Annotated in this window: 14 protein-coding genes; 10 read left to right on the top strand and 4 right to left on the bottom strand. The window is 42.1% G+C overall.

What is annotated here, in order from left to right; all coding sequences use genetic code 11:
• Positions 1–32: 32 nt before the first annotated feature.
• Positions 33–1,109 (top strand): aromatic ring-hydroxylating dioxygenase subunit alpha, encoded by a 1,077-nt coding sequence (locus tag RFX69_RS08005; protein ID WP_289332836.1) that lies wholly within the window; start codon positions 33–35, stop codon positions 1,107–1,109.
• Between the two features lie 12 nt (positions 1,110–1,121).
• Positions 1,122–2,066, top strand: coding sequence for a PDR/VanB family oxidoreductase (locus tag RFX69_RS08000; RefSeq protein WP_309169155.1), 945 nt, complete (start codon positions 1,122–1,124; stop codon positions 2,064–2,066).
• Positions 2,067–2,107: 41 nt separating this feature from the next.
• On the opposite strand, the gene RFX69_RS07995 is transcribed toward RFX69_RS08000, so the two are convergent.
• The 3 genes from RFX69_RS07995 to mhpT form a co-directional block, all read right to left on the bottom strand.
• Positions 2,108–2,800, bottom strand: coding sequence for a GntR family transcriptional regulator (locus RFX69_RS07995; RefSeq protein WP_080631563.1), 693 nt, complete (start codon positions 2,798–2,800; stop codon positions 2,108–2,110).
• Between the two features lie 123 nt (positions 2,801–2,923).
• Positions 2,924–3,379, bottom strand: coding sequence for a MarR family winged helix-turn-helix transcriptional regulator (locus RFX69_RS07990; protein ID WP_000252464.1), 456 nt, complete (start codon positions 3,377–3,379; stop codon positions 2,924–2,926).
• 70 nt (positions 3,380–3,449) lie between these two features.
• Positions 3,450–4,682: a 3-(3-hydroxy-phenyl)propionate transporter MhpT gene (mhpT, locus tag RFX69_RS07985; protein ID WP_000411717.1), complete on the bottom strand. Its 1,233-nt coding sequence runs from the start codon at positions 4,680–4,682 to the stop codon at positions 3,450–3,452.
• Positions 4,683–4,929: 247 nt separating this feature from the next.
• On the opposite strand from mhpT, the gene RFX69_RS07980 reads away from it, so the two are divergent.
• The 8 genes from RFX69_RS07980 to RFX69_RS07945 all read left to right on the top strand — a co-directional run bounded on the left by RFX69_RS07980 (position 4,930) and on the right by RFX69_RS07945 (position 14,580).
• The gene (locus RFX69_RS07980) at positions 4,930–5,769 is read left to right on the top strand and encodes a p-hydroxycinnamoyl CoA hydratase/lyase (RefSeq protein WP_002040868.1); all 840 of its coding nucleotides are present in this window, start codon (positions 4,930–4,932) and stop codon (positions 5,767–5,769) included.
• A gap of 37 nt (positions 5,770–5,806) precedes the next feature.
• The gene (locus RFX69_RS07975; RefSeq protein ID WP_289332837.1) at positions 5,807–7,258 is read left to right on the top strand and encodes an aldehyde dehydrogenase; all 1,452 of its coding nucleotides are present in this window, start codon (positions 5,807–5,809) and stop codon (positions 7,256–7,258) included.
• Between the two features lie 81 nt (positions 7,259–7,339).
• Positions 7,340–9,226, top strand: coding sequence for a feruloyl-CoA synthase (locus RFX69_RS07970; protein WP_289332838.1), 1,887 nt, complete (start codon positions 7,340–7,342; stop codon positions 9,224–9,226).
• Positions 9,227–9,299: 73 nt separating this feature from the next.
• On the top strand, positions 9,300–10,439 hold the full coding sequence (locus RFX69_RS07965) for an acyl-CoA dehydrogenase family protein (RefSeq protein ID WP_289332839.1): 1,140 nt from the start codon (positions 9,300–9,302) through the stop codon (positions 10,437–10,439).
• 81 nt (positions 10,440–10,520) lie between these two features.
• Positions 10,521–11,771 carry an OprD family porin gene (locus RFX69_RS07960; protein WP_272260960.1) on the top strand — a complete coding sequence of 417 codons (1,251 nt, stop codon included), beginning with the start codon at positions 10,521–10,523 and terminating at the stop codon, positions 11,769–11,771.
• 57 nt (positions 11,772–11,828) lie between these two features.
• Positions 11,829–12,365: a DUF3237 domain-containing protein gene (locus tag RFX69_RS07955; protein WP_000758288.1), complete on the top strand. Its 537-nt coding sequence runs from the start codon at positions 11,829–11,831 to the stop codon at positions 12,363–12,365.
• Positions 12,366–12,405: 40 nt separating this feature from the next.
• Positions 12,406–12,795 carry a PaaI family thioesterase gene (locus RFX69_RS07950; RefSeq protein WP_000372418.1) on the top strand — a complete coding sequence of 130 codons (390 nt, stop codon included), beginning with the start codon at positions 12,406–12,408 and terminating at the stop codon, positions 12,793–12,795.
• Between the two features lie 33 nt (positions 12,796–12,828).
• Positions 12,829–14,580: a tannase/feruloyl esterase family alpha/beta hydrolase gene (locus tag RFX69_RS07945; RefSeq protein WP_271651540.1), complete on the top strand. Its 1,752-nt coding sequence runs from the start codon at positions 12,829–12,831 to the stop codon at positions 14,578–14,580.
• Between the two features lie 67 nt (positions 14,581–14,647).
• Here the strand turns inward: RFX69_RS07945 and RFX69_RS07940 are convergent, their stop codons facing one another.
• Entirely contained in the window at positions 14,648–15,361 is a 714-nt protein-coding gene (locus tag RFX69_RS07940) for a FadR/GntR family transcriptional regulator (protein WP_000092890.1), read from the bottom strand.
• Positions 15,362–15,537 lie beyond the last annotated feature (176 nt).

The raw sequence follows: 15,537 nt of genomic DNA, 5'->3' as shown, positions 1-15,537 counted from the left end.
TGGATCCAATAAGTGATAAGGAGTCGTCACAAATGTTTATTAAAAATGCTTGGTATGTCGCTTGCCGTCCAGAAGAAATCCAAGATAAACCATTAGGTCGCACCATCTGTGGTGAAAAAATCGTTTTTTATCGTGGTAAAGAAAACCAAGTTGCAGCCGTTGAAGATTTTTGTCCGCATCGTGGTGCCCCACTCTCACTTGGCTATGTCGAAGATGGCAACCTTGTCTGTGGTTATCATGGCTTAGTCATGGGTTGTGATGGAAAGACTGTTTCAATGCCAGCCCAACGTGTAAATGGTTTCCCTTGCAACAAAGCATATGCAGTTGTTGAAAAGTTCGGCTTTATTTGGGTATGGCCAGGTGAAAAGGCTTTAGCAGATGAAGCAAAACTCCCAACTTTAGAATGGGCAGATCATCCGGAATGGAGCTATGGCGGAGGCTTGTTTTACATTCAGTGCGACTATCGCCTAATGATCGACAATCTAATGGATTTAACCCATGAGACCTATGTTCACTCAAGCAGTATTGGGCAAAAAGAAATTGATGAAGCCCTGCCAGTGACTAAAGTTGACGGTGACCATGTCATTACCGAACGCTATATGGAAAATGTGATCGCACCTCCATTTTGGCAAATGGCCCTTCGCGGCAATCATTTAGCAGATGATGTACCTGTCGACCGTTGGCAACGTTGCCACTTCTTTGCGCCAAGTAATGTTCACATTGAAGTAGGTGTAGCGCATGCTGGACATGGTGGTTATCACGCACCGAAAGACAAAAAAGTGTCCTCAATCGTGGTCGATTTTATTACACCGGAAACTGAAACATCACATTGGTATTTCTGGGGAATGGCACGTAACTTCCAGCCAGATAATGCTGAACTCACCGATCAAATTCGTGAAGGCCAAGGCAAAATCTTTACTGAAGATTTAGAAATGCTGGAGCAACAGCAGCAAAACATTTTAAATAATCCACATCGCAAGTTACTGATGCTCAACATCGACGCAGGCGGTGTCCAGTCTCGTAAGGTCATTGACCGACTACTTGCCGAAGAAAATAAAACACCTCCTGAAACGTCCACACAGAAGTTTCCAAACATTCGGATTATTTAAAGGAGCATGAACATGGACGTTATCATTCAAAAAATTCACCAGCTCACCCCGACTATTCGTGCATTTGAATTGGTTGCAGCAAATGGTGCGGAGCTGCCGAGTTTTGAAGCAGGTGCACATATTGATGTGCATCTGAAAAATGGCCTCACCCGTCAGTATTCACTTTCAAACTGCTGCAGTGAAAAACATCGTTACGTGATTGGTGTTTTACATGATGCCAATTCACGCGGTGGTTCACGTTGTATCCATACTGAATATCGTGAAGGCGACCATTTAAAGATTGGTGAACCGCGTAATTTATTTGAGATTCACCCACAAACCAAACAGGCAGTTTTATTTGCTGGTGGTATTGGTATTACCCCTATTTTGTCGATGGCATATCGGCTTAAGTCAGCCAATTTTCCTTTCGAATTACACTACTTTGTTCGTAGTCATGAAATGATTGCCTTCTATGGCAACTTAACCGAACACTTTGGTGACCAAGTTCATTTTCACATTCAAGGCCAACCAGACACCGAATGTAATATGGTAGAGGCTTTAGGCCAAGCTTCACCTGATAAACACTTATATGTGTGTGGACCTACAGGGTTTATGCAGTTTGTCATGAGCTCAGCCGAACAAGCGGGTTGGCATAGCGAACAGTTACATCAAGAGCATTTTGTCGCGCAAAAAGTAGATACGTCTAATGATGAAGCTTTTACAATTGAAGTGAAAGGTACGGGCCGCCGAATTGAAGTATTGCCAGAGCAGACTGCAACAGAAGCATTAATTGCAAATGGCTTTGATATTCCTGTTTCATGTGAACAAGGTATTTGCGGTACCTGTATTACCCGCGTGGTAGAAGGTATACCTGATCATCGGGATCTATTTATGACCGATGAGGAACATGCCCTAAATGACCAATTTACGCCTTGTTGTTCTCGTGCAAAAACTAAACATCTTGTGATCGAGCTTTAACTCGAAAGTTCCTTTATTCAAAAATAAAGGAACTTTTCACTTTAAGCGCTGAGAACATTTCTTAGGGTTTCACCTAAAATCACCACACTACTGTGTTCGCGCATTAATGTTTCAGCACGCCCTGCCTGACGATTTACCAATGCATCGAAAATCGAACAATGCTGCAAATGTGCATAGTGCAAACGGCGATATTCCGATAAAGCTTGGTTCTGGTCATAGGTAATGGCTTGGGCAGAAGCCATTGGCAATTGGTTGTTTTTAGCCAACGCTTGGATGAGCGCAACGTTTTGCGCACCCTCAATAATGGTGTCATGAAAAATGACATTAAAATGGTGATAACGTTCCAGTTCAGCATCGCCAAACTCGTCTTTTTCATTAAAGAGTTTTTCAGTTTCCTGAATACAATGTTGCAACGTCTTTTTCTGCTCTTCGCTTAAGCCTTGCTCTGCCAAAGTTTTCGCAGCCAACCCTTCAAGCACACCGCGCACTTCAAGTGCGTCATGCACCAGTTTTCCGGAAATTTCACGAACCGTATAACCACGAGTTGGGTTTTTAATGAGGAGACCTTCTTGTTCGAGCAACCGAAAGGCTATACGAACAGGCTGACGTGAAACGCCAAGTAACTCGGCAGTAGGAATCTCGGCAATTCTGGCACCGCCTTCAAGTTCCCCTGAAATAATCATTTTTCTTAGTTTTAGTAAAACTTGTTGTCCTGAAGACATTCGTTGCCACACATCATCAAAAACGTCACTTCGATGCTAGCAAGTTCATTTGCAAAATGAAATCAATTTTCTGTGTGAATCAGTGCTTAAGCATTTGTACTGCGTTTAATAAATTAAATTGCAATCTACCTTTCATCAAAGGTTTTTAAGATTATTGACCATAATATCGAGATTATTACGAATTAAATAAGCCAAGTTAATATCAATGCCTTCAAGCATTTTTTCTTCGACTTTTAAAACCACTTCATTGCATTTGTTTAACTTTTCAATCCCGCTTTCGGTCAGGGTAATTAAAATACGGCGGCCATGTGTCGGGTCCGGTTTTTTCTCAATCCAGCCATTCACCAGTAAATCTTGCAAGATTTTATTGGCAGATTGCGGCTTTATGAAAGAACGCTCAGCAAGCTTGGCATTGGATAAATTACTTTTTGAAGCTAAAACAGAAAGTGCGGTAAATTGCGGTAAGGTAATTTCAAGCTCTTTTAAATGTTCTGTTAAATGTTTACTAATAATTCGGTCAACACGAGCAATCATGTAACTTAACTTAGGCTCATCTTCTACTTTTTTTTGAACTAAATTCGAACGTACCATAACCTTTCAATCATCATAAGAAAATCTGTAGTGAAAGTATGAGGTTCTAACCCCATACTTTCGTTAAAACTTAGCGAGCACCTGAGCTTTGTACTAAATGTACAGGCTGTTTAGGTTTTTTGACAAGAAGTAATGCAGAGATCGCTGCAATTAAGATCACTGGAATACTTGAACCAATTACGATGGTCGAGCTTTGCCCAAGCGAGAGTAAAAAACCAGCCATTAAAGGTCCAGCAAACGAACCAATACGCCCGATTGCAACCGCAGCGCCAACTCCGGTTCCACGCATTTCGGTTGGATAATACATGGCAGCCAAACCATACAACGCCGATTGCCCACCCACAATGAATAAGCCACAACCCACTGCCGAAAGTGCAAGTAAAGCAACGGTTGGAGAAATTGCTAAACAGCATAGTGAGAATAAAATGCCGAGATAAATTAGCTTAATCACAAAGCTCATGCGTAATTTATCAAGCAATACGCCCATCAGAACCGAACCTAAAATTCCGCCAACGTTATAGCCCATCTGTACATAGTTCGCCTGTAGTTTTGATAATCCCTGCGCACCCATGAGTAACGGCAACCAGTTCAACAAGAAATACAACACCACCAGCGTGCAGAAAAAGCTTATCCAAAGCTGAATGGTCGACATACGGCGTTCTTTCGCAAATAAAACCTCAAAGAATGGCGTGGTTTGCTGTGCTTGAACTTTGCGTTGCAGGTAGTCATTTGACTCAGGTAAAAAGCGCATAATCAGTGGGATTAGTAAAATAGGCGCAATCCCCCCGATATAGAAAATATGACGCCACTCTGCATCGCCTGCCAACGACATAGCAACGACAGAAGTGAGTAAGCCACCAAAAGGAATGCCACTATACATCACACTAACCGCAGTACCTTTGTGCTGGTCTGGTACAGCTTCAGAGGCAAGCGTAATCATCATGGGTAGCGCCCCACCCATTCCCAAACCCGTACAAAAACGAATAAGCAGTAACAGACTAAAATTGGCCGCATAGGCGGTTAGCAAAGACATAATTCCAAAAAGTAAGATACTAAAAATCAGAATTTTCTTACGCCCGACAATATCGGCAAACCGACCACCTAATATTGCGCCTGGGAGTGTTCCCAAAATTGCAGCACTAAATGCCCACGCCATCTGGGCATTATCTAACATAAACTCAGCCCGCATTCGTGGAGCGGCTACCCCCATTGATTGAAGATCAAAGCCTTCAAAAATTGCTATGGCAAAGCACAGTAGCAACGTTATTTTTGCCCTTGAAGGCTGTCCTGATATTTTTTCCATTGTGTTGTCCTTTATTGACTAGTCGTTCCATTTAGCCCTTTGTGTATTATTTTTAAACACACCAAAAATATCAGTTAAACTTATTAAAAAATCAACATATTTTTATTTAAAATTAATTTTTAAAATAATTAATTTTTAAAATACAACAAATTATAAAATATTTATGAAATTTTCCAAAAAAGACTTGAATGTAAGTTTAACTGATATTAGATTAAATCCCAGAACAGCAAGAAATCATTCAAGGAGTATGAAGATGAGTTATGAAAACCGCTGGGAAACAGTAGATGTTAAAGTTGAAGATGGAATTGCATGGGTCACTTTAAACCGCCCTGAAAAGAAAAATGCCATGAGCCCAACCCTCAATCGTGAAATGATTGATGTGCTTGAAACCCTTGAGCTTGATCAAAATGCTAAAGTTTTGGTTCTGACCGGTGCAGGTGACTCTTGGACAGCGGGTATGGATTTGAAGGAATATTTCCGTGAAGTCGATACTCAACCAGAGATTTTCCAAGAGCGTATTCGTCGTGACTCATGTCGTTGGCAGTGGCAACTTCTTCGTATGTATTCAAAACCAACCATTGCTATGGTCAATGGCTGGTGCTTTGGAGGCGGTTTCTCACCTTTAGTGGCATGTGACCTAGCAATTGCAGCAGATGAAGCAACTTTCGGTTTATCTGAAATTAACTGGGGTATCCCACCGGGCAACCTTGTAAGCAAAGCCATGGCAGATACGGTAGGTCATCGTGCATCTTTGTATTACATCATGACGGGTAAAACTTTTAGCGGTAAAGAAGCTGAAACCATGGGCTTGGTAAATAAAAGCGTACCGCTTGCCCAATTAAAAGCAGAAGTGACTGAACTTGCAAATTGCTTACTTGAGAAAAACCCAGTAGTTCTTCGTACCGCTAAAAATGGATTTAAGCGTTGTCGTGAACTCACTTGGGACCAAAACGAAGATTACTTATATGCCAAACTCGATCAATGTATCCACCGAGATACCGAGAATGGTCGCCAAGAAGGTTTGAAACAATTTTTAGATGAAAAATCAATTAAACCGGGTTTACAGAGCTATAAACGTACTGGTTAACTTTTGATTCTTTAATGGCAATGTAAGGACGCAACCCATGCAAAATGTACAGTTACTTATTCACGGTCAATCTGTTGATGCATCAAATCAGGCAACTTTTGAGCGTATTAGTCCAATTGATGGAACGGTAGCAACTAAAGCTGCTGCTGCAACATTGGAAGATGTTGATCGTGCAATCGATTCGGCACAGCAAGCTTTTAAAGTATGGTCGAAACTCTCGCCTACCGAGCGTCGTTTACGCTTATTAAAAGCAGCCGATTTAATGGACCAAAAAACCGAGCAATTCATTCAAACTGGAATGCAAGAAACAGGTTCAACTGCAACATGGTATGGGTTTAACGTTCACCTTGCTGCCAACATGTTACGTGAAGCAGCAGCAATGACCACACAAATTGACGGAAGCCTGATTCCGTCAGATGTGCCAGGCAATCTTGCGATGGGTGTGCGAGTTCCTTGTGGTGTGATTGTAGGAATTGCACCTTGGAACGCCCCTGTCATTTTGGCAACACGTGCGCTTGCCATGCCTTTGGCTTGTGGAAACACGGTGGTATTAAAAGCATCGGAAGCTTGTCCAGCAACACATCGTCTCATTGGTGAAGTGTTACATGAAGCAGGTCTGGGTGAAGGTGTCGTGAATGTGATTACGCATGCCGCCGAAGATGCACCACAAATCGTAGAGCGCTTAGTGTCTCATCCAGCTGTGAAACGCATTAATTTTACCGGTTCAACTAAAGTTGGAAAAATTATTGCCGAGACTGCTGCTAAATATTTAAAACCTGTTTTACTCGAACTCGGTGGTAAAGCCCCTGTTGTGGTTTTAAATGAAGCTGACATTAATGAAGCCGTAAATGCAGTCGCTTTTGGAGCATTCTTTAATCAGGGTCAAATTTGTATGTCGACCGAACGTGTTTTGGTTCAAGATAAAATTGCCGACCAGTTTATTGAAAAGTTGATTGAGAAAACCCGTTCTATTCAGGCAGGTAATCCAACCTCAAAAGACAATGTATTGGGTGTTTTAGAAAGTCGCCGCGCTGCAAACCGTATTCAACATTTGCTAGAAGATGCCCAAAACAAAGGTGCTGACTTACCTTTAGGCATTCATATTGAAGACACCACCATGCAACCGACGCTGGTACTCAATATTAAACCAGACATGCTGCTTTACCGCGAAGAATCATTTGGACCTGTATGCACAGTTCAACGTTTTTCAAGTATTGAAGAAGGCATAGCACTGGCAAATGACAGCGAGTTTGGTCTGTCTTCGGCAGTATTTAGCCAGAATATTTCACAGGCATTAGAAGTCGCTAAACAGATTGATTCGGGTATTTGTCATATTAACGGCGCAACCGTACATGACGAAGCGCAAATGCCATTTGGCGGAACAAAATCGAGTGGTTACGGACGTTTTGGTAGTAAAGTCTCTGTTGTCGAATTTACCGAACTACGCTGGATTACCATTCAAACCCAATCACGTCATTACCCGATTTAGTCAGGCTAATGCGAATACCGACATATTAAATAAAAATTGCATGATGCAAAAAATAAAGCGCAGTGATGCGCTTTCCATGGAGTGAAAGAAATGCAAATGAATGCCACTCAATCACAAGACCGCGAACGGTTCGTAAAATTAGGGCAACACGATATTCATTATCACTATAAAGATCAAACGCTCTATATCAGCCCAAAAGAGCAATTAAAACCGTATCCACAAAAACTGACAGATCGGTTAATTCATTTTGCACAAACCAAACCCGACCATATTTTTGCAGCAAAACGCAATGCTCAAGGCGAATGGGTCAAACTGAGTTATGCAGAAGTTCTACAACGCGCATGGCACATTGCTCAGGCTTTGCATGACCGTAATTTAAGCCAAGAACGACCACTGGTTATTTTAAGTGGTAATGATCTCGAACATTTAACACTCTCTATGGGTGCCATGCTGGCGGGTGTGCCTTTCTCTGCTATTTCCCCTGCCTACTCTCTGATTTCTCAAGACTTCGGCAAACTCAAACATGTGTTTGAAGTGCTCACACCTGGTATGGTTTATGCCAGCGATGGACAAGCTTTTGCCAAAGCCATTCAGGCATGCATTACATCCGATATTGAAGTGGTAACCAATAAAGGGATAGTGGGCGATCAGATCTGCACGTCTTTTCAATCGCTGTTAGATACACCAGTTTCAAATGTTCAAGAGTTTTATCAAACCCTTGATGAAAACCAGATTGCCAAATTTCTGTTTACATCAGGTTCAACTAAATTACCTAAGGCTGTACCGACCACACATTTAATGTTGTGTGTTAATCAGCAAATGTTATTGCAGACTTTCCCTGAGTTTGAAGAAACACCGCCTGTCCTACTCGACTGGCTGTCTTGGCACCACACATTTGGCGGCAGTCACAATGTCGGCATCGCACTCTATAACGGCGGTACGATTTACATTGATGATGGCAAACCCGTTGCAGGAAAATTTGACGAAACTATTCGTAATCTCAAAGAAATTTCTCCAACAGTTTATTTAAATGTGCCAAAAGGTTGGGAAGAACTCACCGAAGCGTTAGAAAAAGATGAAGAATTAAGAGACCGCTTTTTTGCCAAAGTTAAAATTCTATTCTTTGCAGGCGCCGCGCTTTCAGAAGCGGGCTGGAACAGACTCGATAAAATTGCTCAGCAACATTGCGGAGAAAAAATCCGTATTATGAGCGGATTGGGCATGACTGAAACTGCTCCCTCTTGTGCTTTTACAACTGGCCCACGCGTGATGGCTGGCTTTATTGGTTACCCTGCTCCGGGATGTGAAATTAAGCTAGTGCCATGTGGTGACAAACTTGAGTTCTGTGTTCGTGGCAAACATGTCATGAAAGGCTATTGGCGCTTAAAGGCGGACCAGCAAAGTACTATTTTTGATAATGAAGGCTTTTTCCATACAGGCGATGCCGTTCGTTTGGTCGACATCAATGATCCAACCATAGGCCTAATGTACGACGGACGAATTGCCGAAGACTTTAAACTCAATACAGGCACTTTTGTGAATGTCGGCACACTACGCAACAAAGTGCTCATTCAAGGTAATTTACTGATTCAAGATGTCTGCATTACAGGTTCAAACCTAAATGCGGTTGGCTTTTTGATTTTTCCAAAACTAGATGCTTGTGCTCAATATGCAGGTCTTAAGCTTGGTGAACATTCTGCAACAGAGATATTACAGCATCCTAAAGTCCAGCAATGGTTCCGCCAATTTTTAACGACCTTTAATAAAGATGCGACTGGCAGTTCAAATACAGTCTCAATGCTTTATTTAATGACCGAGCCACCTCAACTCGATGCCGGCGAAGTGACCGATAAAGGCAACCTCAATCAAAGCAGTATTACGAAACGTCGTGCCGCTTTAATTGATGAGCTTTATCAAAAGCAGACTGATAACCCGCTGATTATTCGGGTGCCCACCTTAAAACAATAAGCAATTGAAATAAAAAAGGAAGCTCAAACTTCGGTTTGGGCCTTAGCCTCACTTTTGCCAAAAAAGGTTCAACATGCCACACGATACAGAATTTGAACTATTTCGGGACAGCTATCGCAGGTTCTTAAAAGAACAGGTTGCTCCCTACTACGAACAATGGGAACACGATGGTCTTATCCCACGTGATCTATGGCTTCGTCTTGGGGAAAATGGTTTTTTGTGTGTTGATGTGCCTGAGGAATATGGCGGCTATGGCGCTCCTGTTCATTACTCCCTCATGCTGGTTCAAGAAACTGCTCAAGCGGGCTTTGCGTCTTTAGCTGTTGCCATTGGTGGGCAAAATGAATTGGTTTCTCCTTACCTGCAAAATATCGGGTCCGAAGAGCAAAAACGCTATTGGTTACCGAAAATGGTGACAGGTGAAGTCGTCACTGCCATTGCCATGACAGAGGCCAACGCGGGTTCAGACTTACAAGCCATACGCACTCAAGCCATTTTAGAAAATGATCATTACCGTATTAATGGTTCAAAAACATTTATATCAAATGGCTTGCATGCCGACCTGATTGTTTTGGTGGCAAAAACTGACCCTCAAGCTAAAGCAAAAGGCATTTCAATATTATTAGTTGATGCTGCTTTAGACGGCGTTAAAAAAGGTCGCTCTTTACAAAAAATCGGGCTGCATGCCCAAGATACAGCCGAACTGTTTTTTGATGATGTTTATGTGCCTGCAACTCAGCGTCTGGGGGAAGAAGGACAAGGCTTTGCTTATTTAATGCAAGAGTTACCTCGCGAACGTTTGAGTATTTCTATGATGGCTTTGGGGTCAATTTTAGGTGCCATAGAACTCACCAAAGACTACGTGCTGGAGCGTAAAGCTTTCGGGCAACCTTTAAGCCAAATGCAAAACACACGATTTGTTCTCGCAAACGCGCAAATCAAAGCCAAAGCCACCCAAGCTTTTGTAGACCAATGTGCGGCGCTTTATCAACAACACCAGTTAAGCGTGACTCAAGTTGCCGCACTGAAATGCTTTATTACCGATGCCCAATGTGAAGTGATTGACCAATTACTTCAGCTTTTTGGTGGCTACGGTTACATGCAGGAATACCCGATTTCACGCTTTTTTGTGGATGCGCGGGTACAAAAAATTTATGGGGGAACCAATGAAATTATGAAAGAAATCGTCGCCCGAGAACTGCTCGGAAAATAATTCGATTTAAAAACCAAACAAGGCAGACACAACAACTATGCCTTGTTGAAAACAAAAAATGTTATTTCAGGAAGAAATGCTATGTCGAAATTATGGATGTACTCTACCCTTATGCTCTCAGGTTCAGTGTGGGCTGGCAGTTTTATTGATAATAGTTCAGTAGAACTCACCACGCGAAATTTCTATTTTGACCGCGACTACCAAGAGCAATCTGCTTACCCTGCTGCCAAGGACTGGACACAAGGTTTTATTCTTAAAGCCAATTCAGGTTATACCGAAGGGACTGTCGGTTTCGGGCTGGATGTGCTTGCAACGGCAGGCTTTAAACTCGATGCCGATGCCGAGCACGGAGGTACAGGAAACTTACCTAGAGACACGCGCACCAATGAGCCTACCGACTCTTATGGCGAAATTGGGGTCACAGCAAAAGCGAAAATGAGCCAGACCGAGCTACGCATCGGTACCCTAATGCCAATGAATCCTGTTTTAGTGGCTTCACCTGCTCGTTTGCTTCCTCAAACTTATCGAGGAATTTCACTGACCAGTAAAGATATTAAAGATTTTGATTTACAGGCAGCCTACCTCGATAAAGTGAATCATCGGGATTCGACCAACTATGAAAAAATTAAAATTTCAGGCGTAAATGGACGATTTAAAAGTGCCGAAACTGATGGACTTTATTATTTAGGTGGAAACTATCAGTTTAATCCTGCACTCAAGCTCACCGCTTTTTATATGGATGTTGACGATCTTTATAACCAAACCATGGTCGGTGCTTTACACCAACATAAAATTAATGACACCACCAACTTTAGTTCACAATTACGCTACTACCGCAGCCGAGATGATGGACAAGCAAAAGCAGGTTTAGTCGATAATGATCTTTATCATGCGCATTTCGAACTTAAACATCAAAACCATAAATTTATTTTTGGAACCTTCCAACATCACGGCGACACCGCGTTCCCGTATTTAACGGGAGGTGAAACGGGTCTACTCATTGATACATGGCCAGGTGAGTTTTTAAACCCAAAAGAAAAAGCCTATAGCTTCCGTTATGAATATGACTTTAAAGATTATGTACCGGGTTTACGTTTTATGACTCGTTACACCACAGGTCACAATATTTATGCACCCAACTTAGGTGGAACCAATCTAAAAGAACGCGAAACAGACTTTGATTTAGGCTACACCGTTCAAAGTGGTTGGTTAAAAAATCTAGGGTTACGCGCACGCTACGCCATTTATGACAACAACATGCTCTCTACAGCCAATATCAAACCTGTAAACGAAACCCGTCTCAACATCGACTACACATGGAAATTTAAATAATTCAAAACCAGAGGTTCTGTCACACATAGAACCTCTTTTTATTTCGGGAAATTCATCATGAAGAAAGTTGTAACGCTACTCTGCGGAATTTGTCTCATTGGCCTAACTCATGCCGAAACTCAATATAACCCACCACCTATTCAGCTTGAGCCTTTAGCAAAATTTAGTGTTGATTTAAATGCGCCTGTTTGGGAGTTAGGCACCACCAGTGATGCAGGTAAACGCCGAATTATTCCCATTACCGGTGGGACATTTGAAGGCAAATCACTTAAGGGCCGCATTTTAAATAATGGTGCAGATTGGCAAATCGTTGACAATAAAGGACTGGCCATTATTGATACGCGATATTTGTTGGAAACCGATGACGGTGCGCTTATTTACCTTCAAACCAAAGGTTACCGCCATGGCTCGGCAGAGACGCTAAAACAGCTTGCCCAAGGCAAAGATGTCGACCCGAAAAACTACTATTTCAAAATTACCATGCAGTTTGAAACCAGCTCACCAAAATACTCATGGCTTAACCAGACCGTTGCGGTAGGCAGTGCAATGCGCTTGGGTAAAGCAGTTATTTATGATGCCTATACCCTGAAATAATAATTTTTATAACACCTACAAAAAGGATGGAGCCTTCATTATGGATCAAAAAACTTTAGAACACTTACCGCCCATCCATCAGCATTTGGGTGGACATAATATCCATTGGAATGACCAAAACACTGAACTCACCATCCACTACACGGCGCTAGAAAGCTTTACCAATCCACGCGGCACCGTTGAAGGCGGCATGATCTGCGCCATGCTTGACGATGTGATGGGACTTTTTGCATATCTCGCTAATGACCGTAAACCAGCCACCACCATCAACTTAACGATGGATTTTTTAAGACCCTGTGCTGTGGGCGAAGTTATTACAAAATGCCGATTCATTAAACAAGGCAAAACCGTACTGAATCTCGAAAGTGAAGCTTGGCAAAACAACAAAATGATTGCACGAAGCACAGCTAATTTTCTGGTTTTAGATTAATTACAAACATTCATTCAATAAGGATATGAATAAATGAATTACACCAACAATAAACGAATTTTGACCCGCTCCGCTTTGGTGCTTGCCATACTTGGTTCTTTGGCAGGCTGTGGAAGTGATAATGATGACACAACGGTTCCGTCAATAACCAAACCACCGCAGTTATCTCCTGCTGTTGGCGTAAAAATGACAGGAAGCTGTTCAGACTTACTCGGATTTCAGTACAACAATACCGTTATTAGCTCAGCTACCCTTCAAGAAGCAGGTACATTGACTGTCGCCAACAAACCGATTGGCGCACATTGTTTGGTCAAAGGTTATATGGATCAACGGGTAAGCCCTGTCGATGGACAAACTTATCAAATTGGTTTTGAAATGCGCTTACCAATAGACTGGAACGGCCGTTTCCTCTATCAAGGCAATGGCGGAACCGATGGTAATTTAGTTCCTGCAACAGGTCAGGTCGGCAGCGGCGGCCCACTCACCAATGCCCTACATGATGGTTTTGCGGTCATTTCTTCCGACGCAGGACATAATGCTTCACAAAATCCAATGTTCGGTTTAGACCCTCAAGCCAGAATCAACTACGGCTACGGTGCGATTACCAAACTCACGCCTATGGCAAAAAACCTAATTAAAGCCGCATATGGTAAATTGCCAGACCGCTCCTATGCCGGCGGTACATCTAACGGCGGGCGTCATGCCATGATTGCAGCAACTCGTTTGGGTGACCAATATGATGGAATTTTGGCAAGTACACCAGGTTTTCACTTACCTCGTGCAGCTGCGGCTCAACTCTATACAGCACAGCAGCTCCGTCGTGTCGCAACAGATGAAAATGACCTAAGTACCGCACTTACTCTTTCAGAGCGTAAAGTTTTAGCAAAAGCGATTTTAGATCGATGCGATGCCTTGGACGGTGTCGCAGATGGACTAGTTCAAGATGTCGAATCTTGTCGTACGGCTTTTGATATTCATAAGCATGTACCCGTTTGCTCAAGCACAAGAGATAGTACTTGTTTAAGCACCGAACAAATTGATGTATTAGCCAACATTTACCGCGGACCTGTAAACTCTGCTGGACAAGCACTTTATGCAACCCAACCTTTCGACCCGGGTTTAGTCGGCAGTAACTGGGCAAGCTGGAAATTTGAATCTTCGGTGGGAACAGCGCGTGACCCCGTTGCAGTCGGCATTCTTTTTCAGGTTCCACCAGACCCAACTGTGACTCAAAACTCTAGACAATTTGCCTTTAATTTTAACTTCGATACCGACTATCCAAAACTCTCGGCAACCAATGATGTCTATACCGAAAGTTCCATGTCATTCATGATGCCACCCGATGAACTCAATCTAGATAAACTCCGTAATCACGGTGGAAAAATGATTGTGGTACAAGGCACAGCAGATGGCGTTTTCTCTGTAGATGACACCCAAAATTGGTACGATCAACTGCTACAACACTATAAAAATGATGCGAAAGGTACAGCGCCTGAATTTGCGCGTTTCTTTAGAGTTCCGGGTATGAACCATACCCGTGATGGCATTGCGACCGACCAATTTGACGCATTGACTGCTTTAGTTAATTGGGTCGAATATGGGCAAGCACCTGACAAAATCATTGCAACTGCACGCGGTGCAGGTAACCCGAGTGGTCAAGTGAATACTGAACTTCCACCAGACTGGGCACCAGACCGTACCCGTCCACTTTGTCCTTACCCACTGATTGCTCGTTACAATGGTCAAGGTGATAGCGAAAAAGCTGAAAACTTTAGCTGTAAATAACACCCTATAAAATTAAAAGAGAGCTTAAATAAGCTCTCTCTTTTTTATCTTGATCTTAGCTCAAGCTTTACTGCTTAAACTTTTTAATACTCTTAGACAAATGAGCTCGCATCATTTGTCGGGCCAATAAACCGTCCTGATCCACAATTGCGTTATAAATATTGACATGATCATGGTGAACCGCTTTTAAATATTCTTCGCGATTTTCAGGACTTTGCTCAATAGATTTAACACGTGCACGTGGAATAATTTTTTCGCCAAGATACTTTAAAAAATCAACGAAATATTGGTTTTCAGAAGCTTCAGCAATGGCAATATGGAAATCATAGTCAGCTTTTACCGTACCATCATTTGCATCTGAAGAAATATGTCGTTCAAAGTCTTCAAGCGCAGCTTTCATTTTATCAATATGGATTTGCTTACGGCGCTCAGATGCTAAAAAGACAGCTTCAGATTCAAGACTAATCCTAAGCTCAAGCAAGGAAATAATGTCATTAATGGTTTCTAAACTGGCATTAGACAACAGAAAATTTTGCTCAACTGTCTGCTCTTTGACAAAAGTACCAATCCCGTGACGAGTCTCGACAAATCCTAATGAACGCAACTCAGTAATTGCTTCGCGAATGACAGAACGGCTTACTTCAAAAGTTTCAATTAATTCAAGTTCGGTCGGGATCTTTTCTCCAACTTTAAATTCTCCAGACTGAATTTTTTCGATCAGTTGTTCTACAATAATCTGGCTTAGTTTTTTTGTTGATCTAGGTTTAATTGCGCTAGACATAATCTGAAGAACTCATGAAATGTTGAAAAAAATTATAAAATTCATTTTACTATAAACTTAGCCGATAGTCATATTCGGTTTTTAGACCCCTAAGTTATTAAAAATAAAATATTTTCTCTCACTTATTAAACCACCACTCATATTTAAAAAGTAAGCAATTTGTGCTTATTTAAATA

This window comes from Acinetobacter sp. 148 (assembly GCF_031196675.1).
In the GTDB taxonomy this organism is placed as follows: Bacteria; Pseudomonadota; Gammaproteobacteria; order Pseudomonadales; family Moraxellaceae; genus Acinetobacter; species Acinetobacter baumannii.
Note: the sequence above shows the minus strand (reverse complement) of the source record. Positions and strands in the feature narration are given on the sequence as shown.

Coding starts and splice junctions, on each gene's coding strand:
- RFX69_RS08005 (WP_289332836.1), top strand. CDS start 33: ATGTTTATTAAAAATGCTTGGTATGTCGCTTGCCGTCCAGAAGAAATC.
- RFX69_RS08000 (WP_309169155.1), top strand. CDS start 1,122: ATGGACGTTATCATTCAAAAAATTCACCAGCTCACCCCGACTATTCGT.
- RFX69_RS07990 (WP_000252464.1), bottom strand. CDS start 3,379: ATGGTACGTTCGAATTTAGTTCAAAAAAAAGTAGAAGATGAGCCTAAG.
- mhpT (WP_000411717.1), bottom strand. CDS start 4,682: ATGGAAAAAATATCAGGACAGCCTTCAAGGGCAAAAATAACGTTGCTA.
- RFX69_RS07980 (WP_002040868.1), top strand. CDS start 4,930: ATGAAGATGAGTTATGAAAACCGCTGGGAAACAGTAGATGTTAAAGTT.
- RFX69_RS07975 (WP_289332837.1), top strand. CDS start 5,807: ATGCAAAATGTACAGTTACTTATTCACGGTCAATCTGTTGATGCATCA.
- RFX69_RS07965 (WP_289332839.1), top strand. CDS start 9,300: ATGCCACACGATACAGAATTTGAACTATTTCGGGACAGCTATCGCAGG.
- RFX69_RS07960 (WP_272260960.1), top strand. CDS start 10,521: ATGTCGAAATTATGGATGTACTCTACCCTTATGCTCTCAGGTTCAGTG.
- RFX69_RS07955 (WP_000758288.1), top strand. CDS start 11,829: ATGAAGAAAGTTGTAACGCTACTCTGCGGAATTTGTCTCATTGGCCTA.
- RFX69_RS07950 (WP_000372418.1), top strand. CDS start 12,406: ATGGATCAAAAAACTTTAGAACACTTACCGCCCATCCATCAGCATTTG.
- RFX69_RS07945 (WP_271651540.1), top strand. CDS start 12,829: ATGAATTACACCAACAATAAACGAATTTTGACCCGCTCCGCTTTGGTG.
- RFX69_RS07940 (WP_000092890.1), bottom strand. CDS start 15,361: ATGTCTAGCGCAATTAAACCTAGATCAACAAAAAAACTAAGCCAGATT.